General features: G+C 69.5%; 14 protein-coding genes and 2 tRNA genes. 9 read left to right on the forward strand and 7 right to left on the reverse strand.

Annotated elements, in window-relative coordinates; all coding sequences use genetic code 11:
* The 3 genes from HOV77_RS21480 to HOV77_RS21490 form a co-directional block, all read right to left on the reverse strand.
* On the reverse strand, positions 1-558 hold a 558-nt coding region (locus tag HOV77_RS21480), incomplete at its 3' end, for an MFS transporter (RefSeq protein ID WP_290864388.1).
* Between the two features lie 133 nt (positions 559-691).
* Complete coding sequence (locus HOV77_RS21485) at positions 692-1,081, reverse strand: SgcJ/EcaC family oxidoreductase (RefSeq protein ID WP_290864390.1); 390 nt, start codon at positions 1,079-1,081, stop codon at positions 692-694.
* Positions 1,082-1,103: 22 nt separating this feature from the next.
* Positions 1,104-6,359 (reverse strand): type I polyketide synthase, encoded by a 5,256-nt coding sequence (locus HOV77_RS21490; protein ID WP_290864392.1) that lies wholly within the window; start codon positions 6,357-6,359, stop codon positions 1,104-1,106.
* Between the two features lie 263 nt (positions 6,360-6,622).
* Here HOV77_RS21490 and HOV77_RS21495 point away from each other — a divergent pair, with 263 nt between their 5' ends.
* The gene (locus HOV77_RS21495; protein ID WP_290864394.1) at positions 6,623-8,290 is read left to right on the forward strand and encodes an AMP-binding protein; all 1,668 of its coding nucleotides are present in this window, start codon (positions 6,623-6,625) and stop codon (positions 8,288-8,290) included.
* A gap of 219 nt (positions 8,291-8,509) precedes the next feature.
* On the opposite strand, the gene HOV77_RS21500 is transcribed toward HOV77_RS21495, so the two are convergent.
* On the reverse strand, positions 8,510-9,532 hold the full coding sequence (locus HOV77_RS21500) for a methyltransferase (RefSeq protein ID WP_290864396.1): 1,023 nt from the start codon (positions 9,530-9,532) through the stop codon (positions 8,510-8,512).
* Positions 9,533-9,711: 179 nt separating this feature from the next.
* Here HOV77_RS21500 and HOV77_RS21505 point away from each other — a divergent pair, with 179 nt between their 5' ends.
* Entirely contained in the window at positions 9,712-10,062 is a 351-nt protein-coding gene (locus HOV77_RS21505) for a YciI family protein (RefSeq protein WP_290864538.1), read from the forward strand.
* 672 nt (positions 10,063-10,734) lie between these two features.
* Positions 10,735-11,538 carry an AraC family transcriptional regulator gene (locus tag HOV77_RS21510; RefSeq protein ID WP_290864398.1) on the forward strand — a complete coding sequence of 268 codons (804 nt, stop codon included), beginning with the start codon at positions 10,735-10,737 and terminating at the stop codon, positions 11,536-11,538.
* A gap of 65 nt (positions 11,539-11,603) precedes the next feature.
* Here the strand turns inward: HOV77_RS21510 and HOV77_RS21515 are convergent, their stop codons facing one another.
* From HOV77_RS21515 to HOV77_RS21525, 3 genes are all read right to left on the reverse strand, one after another.
* Complete coding sequence (locus HOV77_RS21515; protein WP_290864400.1) at positions 11,604-12,026, reverse strand: ester cyclase; 423 nt, start codon at positions 12,024-12,026, stop codon at positions 11,604-11,606.
* A 115-nt stretch (positions 12,027-12,141) separates the two neighbouring features.
* Positions 12,142-12,975 (reverse strand): maleylpyruvate isomerase N-terminal domain-containing protein, encoded by an 834-nt coding sequence (locus HOV77_RS21520; protein WP_290864402.1) that lies wholly within the window; start codon positions 12,973-12,975, stop codon positions 12,142-12,144.
* 108 nt (positions 12,976-13,083) lie between these two features.
* Positions 13,084-13,479, reverse strand: a complete 396-nt coding sequence (locus HOV77_RS21525) for a DUF4383 domain-containing protein (protein ID WP_290864404.1) — start codon at positions 13,477-13,479, stop codon at positions 13,084-13,086.
* Positions 13,480-13,656: 177 nt separating this feature from the next.
* On the opposite strand from HOV77_RS21525, the gene HOV77_RS21530 reads away from it, so the two are divergent.
* The 6 genes from HOV77_RS21530 (at position 13,657) to HOV77_RS21555 (ending at position 17,664) form a co-directional block, all read left to right on the forward strand.
* A complete protein-coding gene (locus HOV77_RS21530) occupies positions 13,657-13,974 on the forward strand; it encodes a PadR family transcriptional regulator (RefSeq protein ID WP_290864406.1) in 318 nt (105 codons plus the stop codon).
* Complete coding sequence (locus HOV77_RS21535; protein ID WP_290864408.1) at positions 13,971-14,630, forward strand: hypothetical protein; 660 nt, start codon at positions 13,971-13,973, stop codon at positions 14,628-14,630. The genes HOV77_RS21530 and HOV77_RS21535 overlap by 4 nt, the downstream gene beginning before the upstream one ends.
* 48 nt (positions 14,631-14,678) lie before the next feature.
* Positions 14,679-14,753, forward strand: a tRNA-Arg gene (locus HOV77_RS21540).
* Between the two features lie 50 nt (positions 14,754-14,803).
* Positions 14,804-16,312 carry an ankyrin repeat domain-containing protein gene (locus HOV77_RS21545; protein ID WP_290864410.1) on the forward strand — a complete coding sequence of 503 codons (1,509 nt, stop codon included), beginning with the start codon at positions 14,804-14,806 and terminating at the stop codon, positions 16,310-16,312.
* A 3-nt stretch (positions 16,313-16,315) separates the two neighbouring features.
* Positions 16,316-17,557, forward strand: a complete 1,242-nt coding sequence (locus HOV77_RS21550) for an ankyrin repeat domain-containing protein (RefSeq protein WP_290864412.1) — start codon at positions 16,316-16,318, stop codon at positions 17,555-17,557.
* Between the two features lie 35 nt (positions 17,558-17,592).
* Positions 17,593-17,664 (forward strand) — tRNA-OTHER (locus HOV77_RS21555).
* Positions 17,665-17,677: the final 13 nt, after the last annotated feature.

Raw genomic sequence — 17,677 nt, forward strand, 5'->3', positions numbered from 1 at the left:
GTTGATGTAGAAGATCCAGCGCCACTCCACCCAGGTGGTGAGCACGCCGGAGATGATGTAGCCGAGGATGCCGCCGATGCCGGTCAGGCCGCCCCAGATGCCGAGCGCCTTGGTGCGCTCGACCGGATCGGTGAACAGCAGGGCGATGAGGCCCAGCGCCGCGGGTGCGGCGAGCGCCTCGCCGAGGCCCTGGCCGAACCGGCCGGCGACCAGCACACCGGGCGCCATCGCGGTGCCGCAGACCGCCGAGGCCGTCGCGAACAGCACGACTCCGGCGATCAGCAGGCGACGGCGGCCGAACAGGTCGGCCAGCCGCCCGCCGAGCATGAGGAAACCGCCGGCCATCAGCACGTACGCGCTGACCACCCAGGCCAGGCCGGACTGGGTGAAGCCGAGGCGGTCCTCGATCTTCGGCAGGGCGACATTGACGATCGTAATGTCCAGCACCAGCATGAACTGCAGCAGACCGAGCAGGCTGAGGGCCTTCCAGCGCCGCGGATCAGCCTGCGGCTGGGCTGCGTCGTGCACCGAGCTCGCGCTCGAACTTGCCGTGGTCACGTCTACTCCTCGAAGTGGGCTGAGATCCTTCAGTGGGTAGTCGGAGCCGCGGCCCGGATTTCGACATGCCGGGGAGGGCTTGCCCGAGCCGCCGGGAGTGCGGTCAGTCGCGGCGCACTCCCGGCAGGCCCCGCTACGAGCGCGGACTGTTCTGGTACGCCGCCAGCCACCACTCGCCTTGATCGCGTACGGCGATCCAGCTGCCCCGGATGGCCAGGTCCCCGGTGACTTCGAGGTCGCCGGGGCGGACGATGCCGCCCTCGGTGAGCAATAGCGCCACGTCGCCGCAGAGGAACTTCAGCTGCAACGGCTGCCCGGTGACCTGGCTGCCGCGCAGCGGCCCGCCGAACGCCGCCGACATGTAGGCCCGGATCTCCTCCCGGCCCGAGCAGTAGACGCCCGGCAGGATCATCGTGCCGTCGGGGACGAACAGGTCGGCGAAGGCGTCGGCGTCGTGCCGGCACCAGGCGGCGATGGTCCGCTGGGCCAGCCCGGCGACGGCGGCCCGATCGGTGGTGGCCATGAATCTGCCTTCCTGTCCGGAATCAGGCGCTCTGCAGGCTTTCCAGGATGTGCTCCGACAACGCGGCGACGGTCGGCTTGGCCCACAGGATCGTCGGCGGCAGATCCAGCCCGTACCGGCGCTGGAGGCGTACGCGCAACGCGACGGTCATGACGGAGTCCACGCCGAGTTCGACGAGCGGTCGCTTGATCTCCACGTCGGCCGAATCCAGGTTCAGCTCGGCCGCCACCTGTTCGCGTACGTCGAGGAGGATCTTCTGCTGGGCCTCCTCGGCGCTCAGCGTGGCGAAGTCGATGCTGAAGCCCTGTCCGGCCGCCGCACCGGCGGCCTCCTCGCTGACGACCAGGTCGCGGAACATCGGCGGGCGGGCGGCGGCCGGAGTCGGCAGCACCCGCAGGATCGCCTGATAGCTCGCGGTGAACCGGTCACCGAACGACCACGCCTGGAACGCCTCAGCCGCGGTGACCGCCGCGAGCCCGCGCGAGTTGCCCTCCAGCATCGTGGTGCCGATGTCGGCCGACAACCCGATGCCCTCCCACGCGGTCCAGCCGAGGCTGCGCGTCTCGGTGTGCCCGGTGGAGTTCCGATACGCGGCCAGCGTGTCCATGAACGAGTTGGCCGCCGCGTAGCTCGTCTGGCCGGTGAGCCGGGCGAACTGGCCGCAGGAGGAGAACAGCACGAAGAAGTCGAGTACGCCGGGCGGGAAGAGATTGTGCAGGATCATCGCGCCCTTGGCCTTCGGCGCGAGGACTTCGCGCAGCCCGGCGACGTCCACCTTGTCCACTAGGGCGTCGTTGACGACTCCGGCAGCGTGGACGATGCCCCGGATCGGCGGCAGGCCCAGCTTCCCCGGAGTCAGCGTCTCCGCGACCGCCTCGGCGTCGGTAATGTCGAGGGCGGCCACGGCCACCGTGACGCCGAGCGCCTCCAGCCCGAGGACTCCGTCGATCTGACGGCGTACCGCCGGATCGGTCACGGTCCCCCACGCGGTCCGCGGCGGCAGACCCCGGCGGCTGGTGAGCAGCAGCCGCCGCGCGCCCTGGTCGACGAGCCACCGCGCGACTTCCAGTCCGAGTGCGCCGAGACCGCCCGTGATCAGCACCGTCCCCGACGGCGAACACTGAAGCGGTGTGGCGTCGGCGCTGCGCTCGATGCGGGTCAGCCGGGGCGCCTGTGCTCCGTCGCGGGTCAGCGAGACGACATCCTCCTTGCCGGCTGCCTCCCGGAGCAGGCCGAGCAGTCCGGTGATGGCCCGCGGGTCGAGATCGTCGACGTCGACGGTGCCGCCCCACAGCTCGGGATGCTCACCGGCGATGATGCGGGACACGCCCCACACCGAACCGTGCGCGACCGAACGCTCGGACGCGGCGGTGCGTACGCCTCTCGTCAGGGCCCAGAGTCGTTGTGGTGCAACGGTTCCCGCCGAGTCGTCCCGAATGGCGACCAGCCGTTGCACGGTGCGTACGAGGGTCCAGGCGGACCGTTCGGCTGCCTGCTCCAGTGGCTCGCCGGGCCGGGCGACGGGCGGCACTGCGACTATCGCTCCCCGCCGCGACAGCAGTTCGGCGGTCAGCTCGTCCGGATCGGAGCCGAGCCGCACGCACGGTACGCCCGACGCCTCGAACTGCTGGGCCAGCACCGACGCGACTTGGGCGTCGCCGAGCAGCACGGCCTGCTGCAGTTCTGCGCTCTGGAGCTCGGCGGACTCGGCACGCTCACCCGTCGGCACCGTACGCCACTCGATCTCGTGGACGAGTTCACGCGGCAGCACGGCGCTACCGAGGTGCTCGACCGCGGCGAACCGCAGCCCGACGCAGGTGGCGATGATCTCGCCGTCGAGCCCGGAGACCCAGACGTCCACGGTGTCCTGAGGTGAGCGCGGCGACCGCTTGCTGTGCACCACGATCTGCGCGGGCGGTTCGCCGCTGAAGGCGACTCGTTCGATGGACTTGGACATCCACAGCGTGGTCGCGTCGCCGGGGGCGACCACGACCGCGCTGATCGTCAGCGCGCCGTCGATGAGGTGGGCCCAGCTCGTGGCCTTCGTCGCGGGCGGCGGGACGATGTCGAGGATGGCCAGCTGCTCCTGGTCGTCGCGCTTGAGTTCGACGAGGTCCCAGGGGAAGGCGTACCCGCCGACGCCCATGCGCTCGAACATCTCGGCGACTCGCGACGGCGAACCCTCGCCGAGGCGCGCACGCAGTCCGTCGACGTCGATGAGTCCCGACGGCTGCGGTACGCCGACGTCGATGGTGGCGGTCGTGTGGGTGAGCCACTCGTCGTCGGAGTCGGCGGCCTCGGCCGCCACCCGGGTGGCCAGCGAGAGGTTGCGGCCCTCGCGCACGATCTGCACGACGCGCGGCGGTTCGACGGCCAGCGGCGTACGCAGCACGATGTCGCTGAGCGAGGCGCTGCTGGCGTCTCCGGCCGCCTCGGCGAACGTGTTGAGGATGGAGGCCGCCGGCGTCACCTCGACGCCGACCAGCCCGTGGAACAGCGGATACGGGCGGCTGGCGACGTCGAGATAGGTCTGCCAGACCTGCCGGGTCGGCGATCCGCTGACCGTCATCCGCCCGCCGAGCAGGCTGTGCCGGGCCGGATCGTGACCGCCGCCCAGCGCGCTCGCCGACGCGTCGGTGAAGATCCAGTAGGGCCGGTGCTGCCAGGCCGCGCCGGGGATGGGCAGCAGCTCACCGGCCGGGAAGTGCCGCGACCAGTCGACCTCCGCGCCCGCACAGTAAATCTTGGCGAGGTTGGCCAGCAGCGTGTCGGTCTCGTCGGCGTTGCGAGTGAGCGTGCCGACGACGAGGACGTCGTCGGAGTCCAGGTGCCGGGCCGTCTCCCCGATCGAATGAGCCACCACACGATGGGACGAGACCTCGACGAAGAGCCGATGCCCGTCGGTGATCGCGGCCTCGACCGCTTCGGCGAAGCGGACCGGGTTACGCAGGTTCGTCGCCCAGTAGTCGCTGTCGCGAGGGGCGGTCGAGCGGGGATCGGCCAACGCCGTCGAATACAGCGGCAGAGTGGCCGGGCGCGGGGTCAGGTCGGCCGCCGCCGCGGCGACATCAGCCACCACGTGGTCGACGTGCCGGCTGTGGAAGGCGATCTCGGTGTCGACCATCCACATGGCCACGCCGTCCTCGCGCCATTTGGCCACGAGCTCCTCGATGGCCGCCTTGTCACCGGAGACCACTGTGGACGACGGGCTCGCCGAGATGGCCGCCTCGACGTCCGTACGCCCGGCGAGCCGCCGGCTCGTCTCGGCGAACGGCAGACCGGCCATCGCCATGCGGCCCATGCCTTCCAGCCGTTGCAGCGCGGCGGCCCGACGGCAGGCGAACCGAGCGGCGTCGAGGAGGTCCAGCGACCCGGCGACGACGGCGGCCGCGATCTCGCCGACCGAGTGGCCGATGACGGCAGCCGGTTCGAGCCCCTTGTCCCGCCACACTTCGGCCAGCGCGACCTGCATCGCGAAGGTCAGCGCCTGGACGTGCGCCGCGGTCCACGGGCCACCGGCCTCGATCGCCTCCCGGGGCGTCCAGCCGAGCTCGGCTCCGAACACTCCGGCGAGCCGGTCGATCATCGCGGCGAACGCCGGTTCCTGCGCGAGCAGCTGCCGCCCCATGCCCGACCACTGTGCGCCGTGACCGCTGAAGACCCACACCACACCGGTGTCACCGGAGACGACTCGGCCCTTGACGGTGCCTGGCAGCGATACGCCGTCCGCCACCGCCCGCAGCCGCTCGCCGAGTTCGGCCGCGGACCGGGCCACCACGGCGACCCGCTGCGGCAGATGGGAGCGCCGAAGCGAAAGGGTATGCCCAGCCGACGCCGTCGCGGTCTGCGGATGCTCGGTGAGCCAGTCGGCCACCGAACCGGCCAGTGCCAAAGTACCGGCCTCGGACATCGCCGAAACGGGGAAGACTCCGGGTTGCCCGTTGTCGGCCGGAGGCTGCGCCGAAGCCGTCGCCGGACCCTCCTCCAGGATCAGGTGGGCGATCGTGCCGCCGACGCCATAGCTGGAGACTCCCGCGCGACGTGTACGCCCCTCGGCAGCCGGCCAGGCAGTGCCCGGCGACACCAGGCGCAACTTGGCGGCCGACCAGTCGACGGCCGGACTCGGTACGCCGTGCAGGCTCGGCGGCAGCTGCTCGTGCCGCAACGCCAGGACCGTCTTGATGACGCCGGCGATTCCGGAGCCGCCCTCGACGTGACCGATGTTCGGCTTCACCGAGCCGATCAGGCACTCCGCACCGGGGCGGCGGACCGAGCCGAAGACCTGGGCGAGCGCCTCGATCTCCTTGCCGTCACCGGTCGGCGTACCGGTGCCGTGTGCCTCCACATAGTCCACAGTGGCCGGATCGATGCCCGCCCGGTCATAGACGGTACGCAGCATGTGCGCCTGCGCCTCCGCGTTCGGCGCCATCATCCCGTCGGACCGGCCGTCCTGGAACACCCCCGTACCACGGATGACCGCCTGGATCGGGTCCTTGTCGCGTACCGCATCAGAAAGACGCTTGAGCACCACGACGCCGGCGCCTTCGCCGCGGCCGTAACCGTCGGCCTGCTCGTCGAAGGCCTTGCTCCGCCCGTCGGGCGCGAGCGCACCGGTGGCCTCGAGCGCGACGTTGAGAGCGGGCGTGGCCATGAGATTGAGGCCGCCGACGATCGCGATCGGCGTCTCGCCCTCGCGCAGGCTCTGCACCGCGAGATGAAGCGCGGTCAATGAGCCCGCGCAGGCCGTGTCGACCGCGAGGCTGGGCCCGTGCACGTCGAGGAAGTAGGAAACGCGATTGGCGATGCCGTAGTAGGTCGTGCCGTTCACCGCGTATGCGCCGGTAGTGGGCATGTCCTCCAGCAGTCGGCGGCCGTAGTCGTTGGAGTTGGCGGCGATGAAGACCCCCGCGTCGGTGCCGCGCAACGACGACGGCGCGATTCCGGCGTCGACCAGCGCCTCCCAGGACATCTCGAGCATGAACCGCTGTTGCGGGTCGAGATAGTCGGCCTCGCGCGGGGAGATCCCGAAGAAGTCGGCGTCGAATCCCTCGATGTCGTCGAGGAACGAGCCGAGCAGAGTCGTCTCCCGCATGATGGCGGTGGCCTGCGGACTGGCGGCGGCGTAAGGCTTCCACCGCTTCTCCGGCATCTCCCGGACCGAGCTGCGACCCGCCGCTAGGAATTCCCAGAACTTCTCCGGAGAATCCAAGTCCGGGGCGAACCGGCAACTCATTCCGACAATGGCTATGGCCTCGTTCGCTGCCGCATTCTCGTTCAAGTCCTCGCTCCTTCTCGCCAGATCCGCTTCAGCTCGGCGCGGGTGTGCCGCACTCCAGCAGGTTGGCGCGGACGCGCCGGTCAAGGCATCTCTCAACGTGTCGTATCGGCCCGGCGGCCGGGTGTGGGAGCGTCGCCGAATGGATAGCGGCGAGCGTGACTGACGTGCGCGGCAAAGGCATGTTCCGGGTGCCCGGCAGGAGCCGATCGGCATACCGCACATTGGAAGATGCCGCCTCATTTCCAGGGCGTCGACAATCACGTATGACCATCCCCACCAGTCACGAGATCGTGCCGTGGCCCGCCGACGCGGCCGCTCGATACGTCGCGAAGGGCCACTGGGCCGGCCGGACGCTCGGCGCTCAGCTGGCCGAGGTCGCTCGGCGTACGCCGGACGCGGTGTGCCTGATCGACGGCGAGGTCCGGCTCACCTTCCGGGAGCTGTTGTCCCGGGCCGACGGCGCTGCCGAGCGGCTCCGGGCGATCGGCGTACGCCCCGACGACCGCATCCTGATCCAGCTGCCGAACCGCTGGGAGTTCGTCGTCGTGACGGTCGCCTGTTTCCGGCTCGGCGCGATCCCGGTGTGGGCGCTGACCGAGCATCGGGAACACGAGATCTCGGGACTCCTGGCGCATACCGAGGCCAAGGGGCTGGTGGTCCCCGACTTCCACCGCGACTTCGACCACCAGGCGCTGGCGGCTTCGATCGCCGCATCCGCCCCGGCGCTCGGGCCGGCGGCTGCGCCGCACGTCATCGTGGCTGGAGACGAGGTCTGGCCGGGAAATCTGAGCCTGCGCGACCTGATCGCCGAGGCGGATGACGACGGTGTCACCGAGCGGCTCGACGCCGAGCAGCCGGCCGCCGACGCAGTCGTGACGCTGCTGCTGTCCGGTGGGACCACTGGAGTCCCGAAGCTCATTCCGCGTACGCACAACGACTTGTGCTATCTGATGAAGCAGGCCGCCGATATCTGCCGGTTCGGGCCGGACACGGTCTACCTGGCGGTGTTGCCGGTCGGCCACGGATTCGTCAACACCGGGCCGGGCATCCTGGGCGCGCTGCTCAGCGGCGGCCGCGTCGTGATCGGACGGTCACCGTCGCCGGAGACGGCGTTCGGCTTGATCGAGCGCGAACGCGTCACGGCCACCTCGGTCGTACCGACGATCGTCCACCGGTGGCTGGAGCATCGGGCCGCCCATCCAGAGGCCGACCTCAGCTCGCTGCGCCTGCTGCAGGTGGGCGCGGCGCGGCTCGCCCCCGAGGTGGCCCAGCGAATCGAACCGGAATTGGGCTGCACGCTCCAGCAGGTGTTCGGCATGGGCGAAGGGCTGTTGTGCCTGACCCGCCTCGACGATCCCGCCGAAGTCGTCCTCCATACCCAAGGACGCCCCGTCAGCCCGGACGACGAACTGCTCATCGTGGACTCCGACGGCGTACCGGTGGCCGACGGCGAACCCGGCATCCTGCTGACCCGCGGTCCCTACACGATCCGCAACTACTACCGTCTCCCCGAGGTCAACCTGCGCTCGTTCCGCGACGGCTGGTACAACACCGGCGACGTGGTGCGGCTACGCCCGGACGGCAACCTCGTCGTCGAGGGCCGGGAGAAGGACTTCATCAACCGGGGCGGCGAGAAGATCAGCGCGGAGGAGGTTGAGTCGTTCGCCCGGGAACACCCGGCGGTACGCGAAGCAGCCGCGGTGGCGCTGCCCGATCCGGAATACGGCGAGGTCGTCTGCCTTTACGCCGTCCCCGTCTCGGTGGAATCCGTGCAGCTGGCCGAGATCCACGCCGTGATGCTGGACGCCGGGGTCGCCAAGTTCAAGCTGCCACAGCACTTGGTCGTCGTGGACGCGCTGCCGTTGACCGGTGTCGGGAAGGTCGACAAGAAGGCTCTGCGGGCTGACGCCGCTCGCCGCTTCGCCCCCTGACCCCCTTTGGGGGCGTTGGGACCCGCCCGCTGCGCGGCGCGTTGTCCGACGCGCGGCGCGCGGCGGGGAGACCCGTCCGCTGCGCGGCGCGTTATCCGGGGATAACGTCGTTATTCGCTCGGCAGAGACCGCGTTATCCCGGGATACTGCGGGCGGGCGGGCTGGCGGGCTGGCTGGCGCAACGCGGCGCGGCGCGACGGACGCGACGCGAACGCGGCGTCAGCAAGCGCCAAGCTCCACAATCGACATGAACGAGCCGCGCCCGACCGGCCACACTCGGCGTACGACTAGCCCGGCGTTGCCGGCGAGCGAGCCGATCGTAGTTACGCCCCGTTCGGCCCCGCCGTAGAAGGTGAGCATCCGCAGATCCATCGCACTGTCCGGGGATTCGCCGTCCGCGCCCACCGCCTCGATGACCAGCACGACGCCGTCAGCACCGCCTGAGGTTGCGGCCTCGGCGCATCGCCGCAGGATCGCGGTGGCCGCGTCGTCGTCCCAGTCGTGGAGGATCGCCGACAGCACGTATCCGCCGGCTCCGGGCGGGAGCGGGTCGAAGAAGCTGCCGGGCCGTACCTCGGCGCGGTCGGCCAGGCCGCGGTCATGCAGCGTCTTGCGCGCGTGTTCGGCCGGCCCAGGCAGGTCGACCAGAGTGCCGCGCAAGTCGCGGTGCCGGGTCAGGACCGTGCTCAACAGCTTTCCGTTGCCGCCGCCGACATCGACCACATGACCCAGATCCATCCACGGGTACGCCTCGGCGATCCCGTCGTTGTCGAGGTCCATGTGGTGATCCATGAGTTCGTCGAAGCTCTTCGACAACGCCGGATCGGCGGCCAGATCGTCCCAGAACGAGGCGCCGTAGCGCAGCGGATACGCCGGGCGTCCCGTGCGGACGGCGTACGCGAGGTCGGCGAAGCTCAGGTCGCCGCGGCCCACCGCACCGGTGATGTCGAGCCACTTGCGCCGTCCGGCCGGGTGGTCGTCGCGCAATTGCTCACCGAGCTCGGTGGTGGCATACGCCCCTTCGCCATCATGGGTGAACACGCCGATGGTGACGAGGTGGCGCATCAGGCGGTCGAGCGCGCCGGGGTGAGCGTCGCACGCAGCCGCGATCTCGTGCGGCGTACGCCGTCCGGCGGCGACGTGGTCGGCGAGCCGGAGGGTGGCCGCGACCCGGAGTGCCATCGGGGTGGCCAGATCCGCCACCGCGCGCAGACCCCGGCGCGGTTGCGTGGGTTGAGTCATCGATGTCTCCCTCGTTCGCCGCCCAGCGTAGGCGGCGCACGCTCCAGGCGGCGTCTTCGTGATTGCGCAAGGGACCGCGAACGTTTCCGCCTGGGATGTCGAGATCGGCGGCCCGGCTCCGACTTATCTACGGAGGACCTCACGCGAGTGGGCGGACTGGAGGGAGCGCGTTGAAGTACGTGATCATGATCTACGGCAACCCGGACGCGCCCGCCCATCCCGCTCTCGGGCCGGGGACGGCGACGCCTGGGTTCGATCCGCTCTTGCGGGAGATCGCGGAGTCGGGCGAGCTGATCGACGCCCGTGCGCTCGCCGATCCGGTGACCGCGTCGACGCTGCGGCTGCACGACGGCGTACTGGCCTCGATGGCCGGTCCGTTCCCGGCCGGGCTGGAGCACCTGGTCGCCTTCGTGGTGGTCGACTGCGAGTCCCGGGACCGGGCCGCCGAGATCGCGGGGTGGTTCCCCAACGCGTACACCGCCGGCGTGGAGGTGCGCCCGGTGATGGGTTCGTCCGGTTTGGAGATGTGAACGACGGCTTATTCGACTGTCGGATAGCGCACAATTCGCGCCCGCGCGCAACCGCCGGAGCGCGCAGTCGAAGCGTGCGTACGCCACCGCCAAAGGATTCGTCCGCAGATGCAATTTGCATGCCTGAACGGCGTCACTCAGCGTGGCGAATGGAGCGCTCACTATTTGCGGAATGGCCGGATCGCCGCCGGAGTGTCGCCATTTCACCTCAGCACGGCGTGACGAAAACGGATAACTGCGATACCCGCTATCCCCTCTCCAAAATGTTGCTCACTTTCGGAAGCGGAGCGAACGACCAGGGATGAGTGAGCAGTTCAGGGCACCAGGACGAGAATTCATCCCAAGATTCAGGACACCCGTATCACTTTGTAGCACTGACTCGTTGCTTCGACGCGCCCGCGCTCCGTAACATCTGGTTCCATCACTGGACCGATGGCGAAGCGGCGATCGGGATCCGAAAGCTACTCGCGGGTTAACTGCGGTCACCTTTGCGAAATGCCGGGGGGACACACGGAACAGAGGTGGTAATAAGACCTCGCAAGAGCCTTCGAAGACGTTTTCGCGGCCGTGGTGGAAGCGGCCCGCCAAATGGTCCGTGAATGGCTCGGGACGCTCCGTATTCCGGTACACGGGTACCGCACGTCGGGATGCCGATTAGGCCAAGGAGGCGTCATGGATAAAGCGGCGGAGAAAGCCGTCGAACGGGTGATCGCGGTGATGCGCGACAATTTGGACGAACAGCTGACCATCGACGACATGGCCAAGGTCGCGATGTTCAGCAAGTTCCACTTCTCCCGCATCTTCCAGCGGGTGACCGGGCTGTCGCCGGGCCGGTTCCTGTCGGCGCTGCGGCTGCAGCGGGCCAAGCAGTTGCTGGTCTCCACCTCGTACAACATCGCCGACATAAGCCTGCGGGTGGGCTACACGAGCGTCGGGACGTTCAGCTCCCGCTTCACCCGCAGCGTCGGCCTGTCCCCCACCACTTACCGGCGTCAGCAGGGAGTCACGCCGTACATCGAGACGACCTGCCCCAACCACGCCGTCGGCGTGGCGACCGGCTCGATGCGGGGCGTCATCCGTTCGGCGTCACCGGAACGCGACGAGCTGATCTTCGCGGGCCTGTTCCGCGACCGCATCCCGGAGGGCAGGCCGGTCAGTTGCACCGTGCTGGCCGGGGCCGGGCCGTTCCTGCTGGAGAAGGTGCCACCGGGAATGTGGTACCTGCTGGTGCACTCGGTGCCGGCCGGAACCGAAACGGCCCGGCCGGGCACCGTGGGCGCGGATCAGCTCGCCGCCGCGACCATCGGCCCCGTCGCCGTACGCCAGGAGGCGTCCATCGAAGGCGTCGAGGTCCAGCTGCGCTCGATGGGCTCGATGGATCCACCCGTTCTCATGGCGTTGCTCGACGTGCGAACCGCCGCCCTCGAACGGATCGGCCAGCAGCGTACGCGGCGTCCCGACCGGCTGTTCCGGTGATCGTCAGCTGAGGGTCGCCCGGCCCTCAGCCCTGCCGGCGTCCGCGGCTCCGCCCGCGAAACGGCTCAGTGGCCGCCAGGCGCGGGCGCGAACCCGAGCTGCTGCAGCATCCCGAACTGGTCCACCACGCCCCAGTGCTCTTTGACCTGGCCGTCGTCCACCCGGACGATGTGCATCTCCTCCCAGGTGGCGTGCTTGTTGGCCGGCGGCATGCCGAAGAACTCGCCGGTCATCGTGCCGGCCAGGCGCACATGGCCGATCTGCTTGTCGCCGGAGTCGAACTTGTGCACGATGTCGCAGGTCAGGTCGGGGAACGCCTGGTGCAACTGGGTGCAGAAGAGCCGGAACCCGTCGCGTCCGGTAGGCATGCCGGGCGGCTGCGGCAGGTGCTCCTGGAAGTCGGGCGCGAACAGCTCGTCGATCAGGTCCAGCTTGCCGCCGCCGATGACGTCCGTGGCGACCGTGAGCCAGATGTCTTCGTTGGACATGGTGATCCTCCATCCGGGGTCGAAATGACAACACCGGCGGGACGCACCGCGTCCTCACTCCGGCATCCTGGTCAACGGGCCAGCCGGAGCGAGGCAACGGACAAAGCCGCTCCAATCAGGACGGCATGTGCACGTATCTCAGAAAGGGCAGCAACAACCAGGGACGGCGGCCACTGACTCGGATCTTGCCGGTGAGCGCGCCACGCACCTTGGTGACCCGGCCGAACATGATCTGGTTCAGCACGGGCGGATTGAAGCGCACCTTGACGTCCACGTCCGTCCCCGGATCCTCGATCGACACCACGCCGTCGGTGACCACCATCGTGACCGGCTGCGAATACCTCGACCGGAACTGCACCGCCACCCGGCCCTTCGGCGCAGGTATGCCGTTCTCCAGCAGAATCCCGTATCCCGTGCGCACTATGCCGATCATGAACAGGTCGAAGAAGAGCACCGCCTCTTCCGGCGGAACGACCAACGGCGTACGCGTCGCGCGGGCGACGTCGCGGCCGTGGATGTGGAACTCGTTCATCATGTGCGCGTGCACGGCGGCGATCGAGAGCCGGCTGCCGCCCAGCCAAGCGACTGTGTCGGTGGGCGTCGCATCGGCGGTGGCCTGCAACAACTCGTCCATGTCGGCGCGAATCTGCTTCAGCAGTCCGGGAACGTCGCGCTGCGGGAAGTCGCGCATCAGCGAGTCGTTGAGGGCGGCCACGGTGTCGACGGTCGTCGCCGCGATCAGACCGGACCGGCTCTGCTGCCGTCGAGCGACCTCCACCGCCATGCGGGACAGGGTCATCAGGTGGGCGACCGTGTCGGCGACCGACCAGTGTTCAGTGGCCATGACGTCGGGCGGCGACGCGGCGGCCAGGTCGAGGAACCGCTGGCCGGCGGCTTCATATGCGGCCCGGACCGCACTCCATTGGCGCGGCGAGACGATCGCAGTCATACCATCGAATGTAGACAGACGACGATGTCTCGCATCTTCGAAATTGCTCTCCCGCCCCGTCCGCTCGGCGGGCCGGCGAGGTGACTCCACCGGCCCGCGGCGTACGCGTCAACCCTGAACCGCGGCCGGCACGCGCGGCGCGTCCCGCAGCGCGAACGCCAGCGTGAACAGGAACAGCGCGAAGAAGGTGTGCAGGGCGTTGTCGGCGAGGTTGACGTCCAGCAGGCCGAACACGTGGTCACCTTGCGCCCAGCCGACGATCGCGGCGAGCCCGAAGATCGTGCCCGTGGCGACCAGGACGCCGCGCGTACTGCGGGCGAGCAGGCCGCCCAGGATCAGTGCGGCGGCCATGACGTAGTGCAGCACTTCGAGGCCGGGTCCGACCTGGAAGATGCCGAACAACAGTTTTGTCCCGTCGCGGACGACGGAGATGCCCGGCACGAAGTTCAGCGTCGTCACGATGGCCATGACGACGCCGAACAACAACGTCTGCTTCCTTTGCATGAGGGATCAGCCTTTCCGTCGGCGGCGTGGAAGTCCTCAACAATTGTCGATGAATCCCGACCTTGACGGCCGCTCACGGCCTGGCACGTTGGGAGTTGTCGGCACTTGTGCGGGCGGGCTCGGGCGTCCTACTATTACGCCGCGCGATATAACGTTGGACGTAATGAGGTGACTTCGGTGGAGGAACTGGGCGGTCTCGGCCGGTTCGCGGACCCGGCGGTGCTCATCTTGACCAGCCTGGCCGAGGGGCCGAAGCACGGCTACGCGCTCATCCAGGACGTCGGCGAGTTCGCCGGAATCAGCCTGGGTCCGGGCACGCTTTACGGCGCGTTGAGCCGCTTGGAGCAGCGCGGACTGATCCAGGCGCTGCCCGCCGAGGATCGCCGCCGCCCGTACCGGATCACGCCGGACGGTGCGGCCGCGTTGAAGTCCTATCTGGAGCATGCGCAGGCGGTCGCACGCCGCGGCCTTCGGCATCTGGGGGCGTACGCGTGATCCGGCTGCTACTACGTCTGTATCCACGCCGATGGCGGGCTCGCTACGGCGCGGAACTCGACGACCTCGTCGGGCGGTTGCTCGCCGACGGGCACTCACATCCCCGCGTCGCAGCCGACCTCGCCCGCGGCGCGGTCGACGCCCACCTTCGCAACGGAGCCGACATGCTGCGCTCATACCGCTTCGCAGCCGGCCTCGGCCTGATCTACGGACTGGCCGTCGGCGCGATCCTCGCCACCGTCTTCTACCTGGGCAACATCACCTTCGCCACGACGGAGGACACCGACGGGCTCAACGTCCTGATCGGCTGGCTCGCCGTGTTGGGCCTGCTCGGCCTGGCCGGTTGGCAAGCCGGACGCCGTCCCGGCGGCCGATACGCGCCGCTCGTGGCGGGTGCGATCGCCGGGCTGGTCGTCGCAGCAGCGATCGTCGCGACGTTCGCCTTCCTCGACAACGTCTACCTCGACGTCATCGGCCGTCAGGAGCAGAAGATCGCGGCGTTGGCCAATGCCGGGGGCGGCGACATGCGTACGTTCCTCAATCACGAGGTCATCCGTATGACGTACGTGCTCATCCCGGCTCTCACGGCGATCGGCGCAGGACTCGGCGCGGCCGGCGGCGTACTCGCCCGGAATGCCTTGCCTTCGCGCCGTTGACGCTTGCGCGGTGACGGCCGCGGCCGAGATTCGGTATGCTCCCGCGCGGCAGGCTGTAGCGCAGAGGTCGTCGCGCCACTTCGCGAAATTGGAGGACGCCGGTTCGAATCCGGCCGGTCTGCCGCCTCTCGTTCGCTCGCGCTCCGCGTCGGCTCAGGAAGGACGGGCTCGCCGTGCTCGCGTCCCTGCGTGACGATCTGCCGCAGTGGCGTCGCATCCGGGCCCTCACCGTGCCGCCCGCGATGATCGCCGCCGCGACGGCGGCTCGCGAGTCCGGTGACTGGCGCGCGGCCGCGGCGGCGGCCCGGGTGGATGTCCAGGTCGATATGGATGTGGTACGCCAGAAGTTCGGCGCTGAAGCGACCGCCGCTCTCGAAGCCGACCTGCATCACCTGGCGCCGGACCTGCTGTGGTGGCATCTCCCCCGCCATCGGGCGGGCATGATCACGTTGCTCGCGCGGCGGACACTGGTCCTCCCACCGGAACACGGCGGGACCACGGGTCCCCACCTCCGGTTTCAGACACCGATGGCGCCCTTCGGCCCGCAGCGGCTGCGGCTATCGGTGGATGCCTTCGAGGATCTGGAGTTCGAGCGCTGGATCGTCATGCCGCGGTACACCTGGGACGTCCGGCGCAGCGGTGAACTGGCCGAGGCGTGGGGCGTGGGCGACCCGGCCGCCGCGGAGATCCACCAGCTGCTCGCGGCCGGGGCGTACGTCGAGGCCTGGCGGCGGTGCGGCATCGAGGTCGAATCCGAGGAAGGCCTGCAGCCGCGTCCCGAACTGCCGACCTGCCCGATCGGGGTGGCCCGGGAGGTACGAGAGGTCGCAAGGATCTTCGGGGTCGACAAGGTGGGTGCGCTCCACGCCACACCGCTAATGTTCACCCTGTCCGGTGACACCATCTCGGCTGCCGCAGCCGAGTACTACGACCTTTACGAGGTGCCGAGCGTCGCCGTGGAGCCGGTTCCGGCCGACCTCGCGTTGCTGGACGCCGGCTTGCTGGGGCCGGAAGACCTGCATCCCCTGGTACGCGCAGCCCTGCCGGACGATCTCGGCACGTCCCGGCACACAGAGTCGGTGACGGTAAGCGCTGTGGCGGGGCCGGTCCGCGTACGCTGCCGGGGCACGTGGCACACCTTGTCTGTCGAGAGTGGAGCGTTGCGGCTGCACGATCACTCCGACGAGGAGCTCCAACGCGAATCGGTGCTGCGATCACTCGGCGGCGCGTCGGCCGGATGCTTCGCAGTACGCCACACGTGGCTCACCGGTGAGGGCCGGCTCCCGAAAGCACTGGCCCGCCACGTTCGCACAGTTTGCGAACACGCCCAGGTCGGCGACACCGACTGGCTCGTCGCCGGGCTGCGTACGGGGACGATCGATCCATTGATGCGTGGCCCGGGCGGGCGATCGCTGCTGCATGTGGCGATGATGGTCGACCACGATCGGCTCCTGCCGTTCCTCGACGCGGCCGGGCTGGGGGTCGACGTCCAGGACCGGACCGGGCGTACGCCGCTCTACCTGGCGATCATGGGCGGGGCACGCCGGGAGTACATTCAGGCGCTGCTAGACCGTGGAGCGGACCCGACGATCGAGACCGTGCACGGCGCCGACGCGTACACCGCGACGTGGCGTGGCAGCCGCTGGGTCCGCGACATGCTCCCGCAGCAGCGCCGAGGCTGAACCATGGCCCACCGTGATCGGCCGCCGTCTCCGCTGGCGGGCGTACGCCGAGTGCCGTGGTCGATGATCGCGGCGTGCACGGAGCGCCGCCGTTCCGGCGACTGGCGCAGCGCGTACGCCGCCGCCAAGCTGAGCGTGGACGTCGACCTCGACGTCGTCACCGAGGCGTTCGGGCCGCAAGCGGCGAGCCGGATCGCCGACGACCTCACCGCCGTGGCGCCGGACCTGCTGCGCCAGTACCTCTCGATCCCGTTCCGCGTCGGAACGCCGTCGTGCGGTCTCGTCGTGCTGACCCGCCACCCGAAGACGACGGGCATGAAGCTGGGTAAGTCCACACCGGACGAACCAGTGTTGGCGCTGTTCAGCCAATCGCCAGGCCCGTCCCTCCGCCTCATGGTCACCCGGCCCGCCCAGCTGCGCTGGCACTGGGAACTCCCCGTCTGGTGCTGGCACGCCGACGCCGTTGACGAGCGGCGCACCGCGTACGCGGAAGGGTTGGCCCAGGCCGAACCGGAGCTCACCGGCCTGGCCGAAGGCCGGCTGTCGGCCGGTGACCTGCATCCGCTGGTTCACGACGTGCTGTTCCCTGACCAGGCTCACACGCGTCCGGCGTACGCGTGGACCTGGGAACCGGTGCCGGTCCGGTGCGGATCGGTTTGGCACGAACTACGGATCGAGGGCGGCCGGCTCGTCTCCACCGGCCACTCCGAAGCCGAGCTCGAACGGGAGCTGGCGGTGGGCGGGCTCGGGGGTCCGATGATCCGCTGCGCAAGCGTGGTACGCGCCTGGCGTACCGGGGTCGGCTGGCTGCCCAAGCGATTGCGCTGGTATCGGGCCGACTTCTTCGACGTCGCCGCCCGAGGTCACGGCGAAGAAGTCGCCGCGGCGCTGGCGGCCGGCTTCGATCTGGCGGCGGCGGACGGAGAAGGCGCGGGACTGCTGCACTACGCCGCCTGGCTCGGCGAAGATGCGGTGGCAACCCTGCTTACCGCCGGACTCAGGTTGGACCGGCGCGACAAGAACGGCTGGACTCCCCTGCACTGGGCCTACCGCGCCGGCGAGTGGGAGGCGGTCGACGCGCTGCTCGCCGCCGGTGCCGACCCAGGCATACCAGATGCGGACGGCATCGTGCCGAAAGATCGCGCGCTCTCGGTGAACGAGGTTTACGCACCAGGTCTCCGTATCCAAGCCAAGCCTACGAAGCCGTCGATGTTCGGCCGTTTCACTGGACGCGCGTACCCGTGACTGTCTGACCCGTGATCTAGACTCTCGCGCGAGGTGGGGCTGTAGCGCAGAAGTCGTCGCGCATGGCAGCACCCATGAGGACGCCGGTGCGAATCCGGCCGGCCCTGCCTCCTGACCGTC

It is taken from the genome of Hamadaea sp. (assembly GCF_013362815.1).
Lineage (GTDB): Bacteria > Actinomycetota > Actinomycetes > Mycobacteriales > Micromonosporaceae > Hamadaea.

Bases quoted from the DNA above. Each gene is read 5' to 3' on its own strand.
- HOV77_RS21485 (WP_290864390.1), bottom strand. From the start codon at position 1,081: ATGGCCACCACCGATCGGGCCGCCGTCGCCGGGCTGGCCCAGCGGACC.
- HOV77_RS21495 (WP_290864394.1), top strand. From the start codon at position 6,623: ATGACCATCCCCACCAGTCACGAGATCGTGCCGTGGCCCGCCGACGCG.
- HOV77_RS21500 (WP_290864396.1), bottom strand. From the start codon at position 9,532: ATGACTCAACCCACGCAACCGCGCCGGGGTCTGCGCGCGGTGGCGGAT.
- HOV77_RS21510 (WP_290864398.1), top strand. From the start codon at position 10,735: ATGGATAAAGCGGCGGAGAAAGCCGTCGAACGGGTGATCGCGGTGATG.
- HOV77_RS21515 (WP_290864400.1), bottom strand. From the start codon at position 12,026: ATGTCCAACGAAGACATCTGGCTCACGGTCGCCACGGACGTCATCGGC.
- HOV77_RS21520 (WP_290864402.1), bottom strand. From the start codon at position 12,975: ATGACTGCGATCGTCTCGCCGCGCCAATGGAGTGCGGTCCGGGCCGCA.
- HOV77_RS21525 (WP_290864404.1), bottom strand. From the start codon at position 13,479: ATGCAAAGGAAGCAGACGTTGTTGTTCGGCGTCGTCATGGCCATCGTG.
- HOV77_RS21550 (WP_290864412.1), top strand. From the start codon at position 16,316: ATGGCCCACCGTGATCGGCCGCCGTCTCCGCTGGCGGGCGTACGCCGA.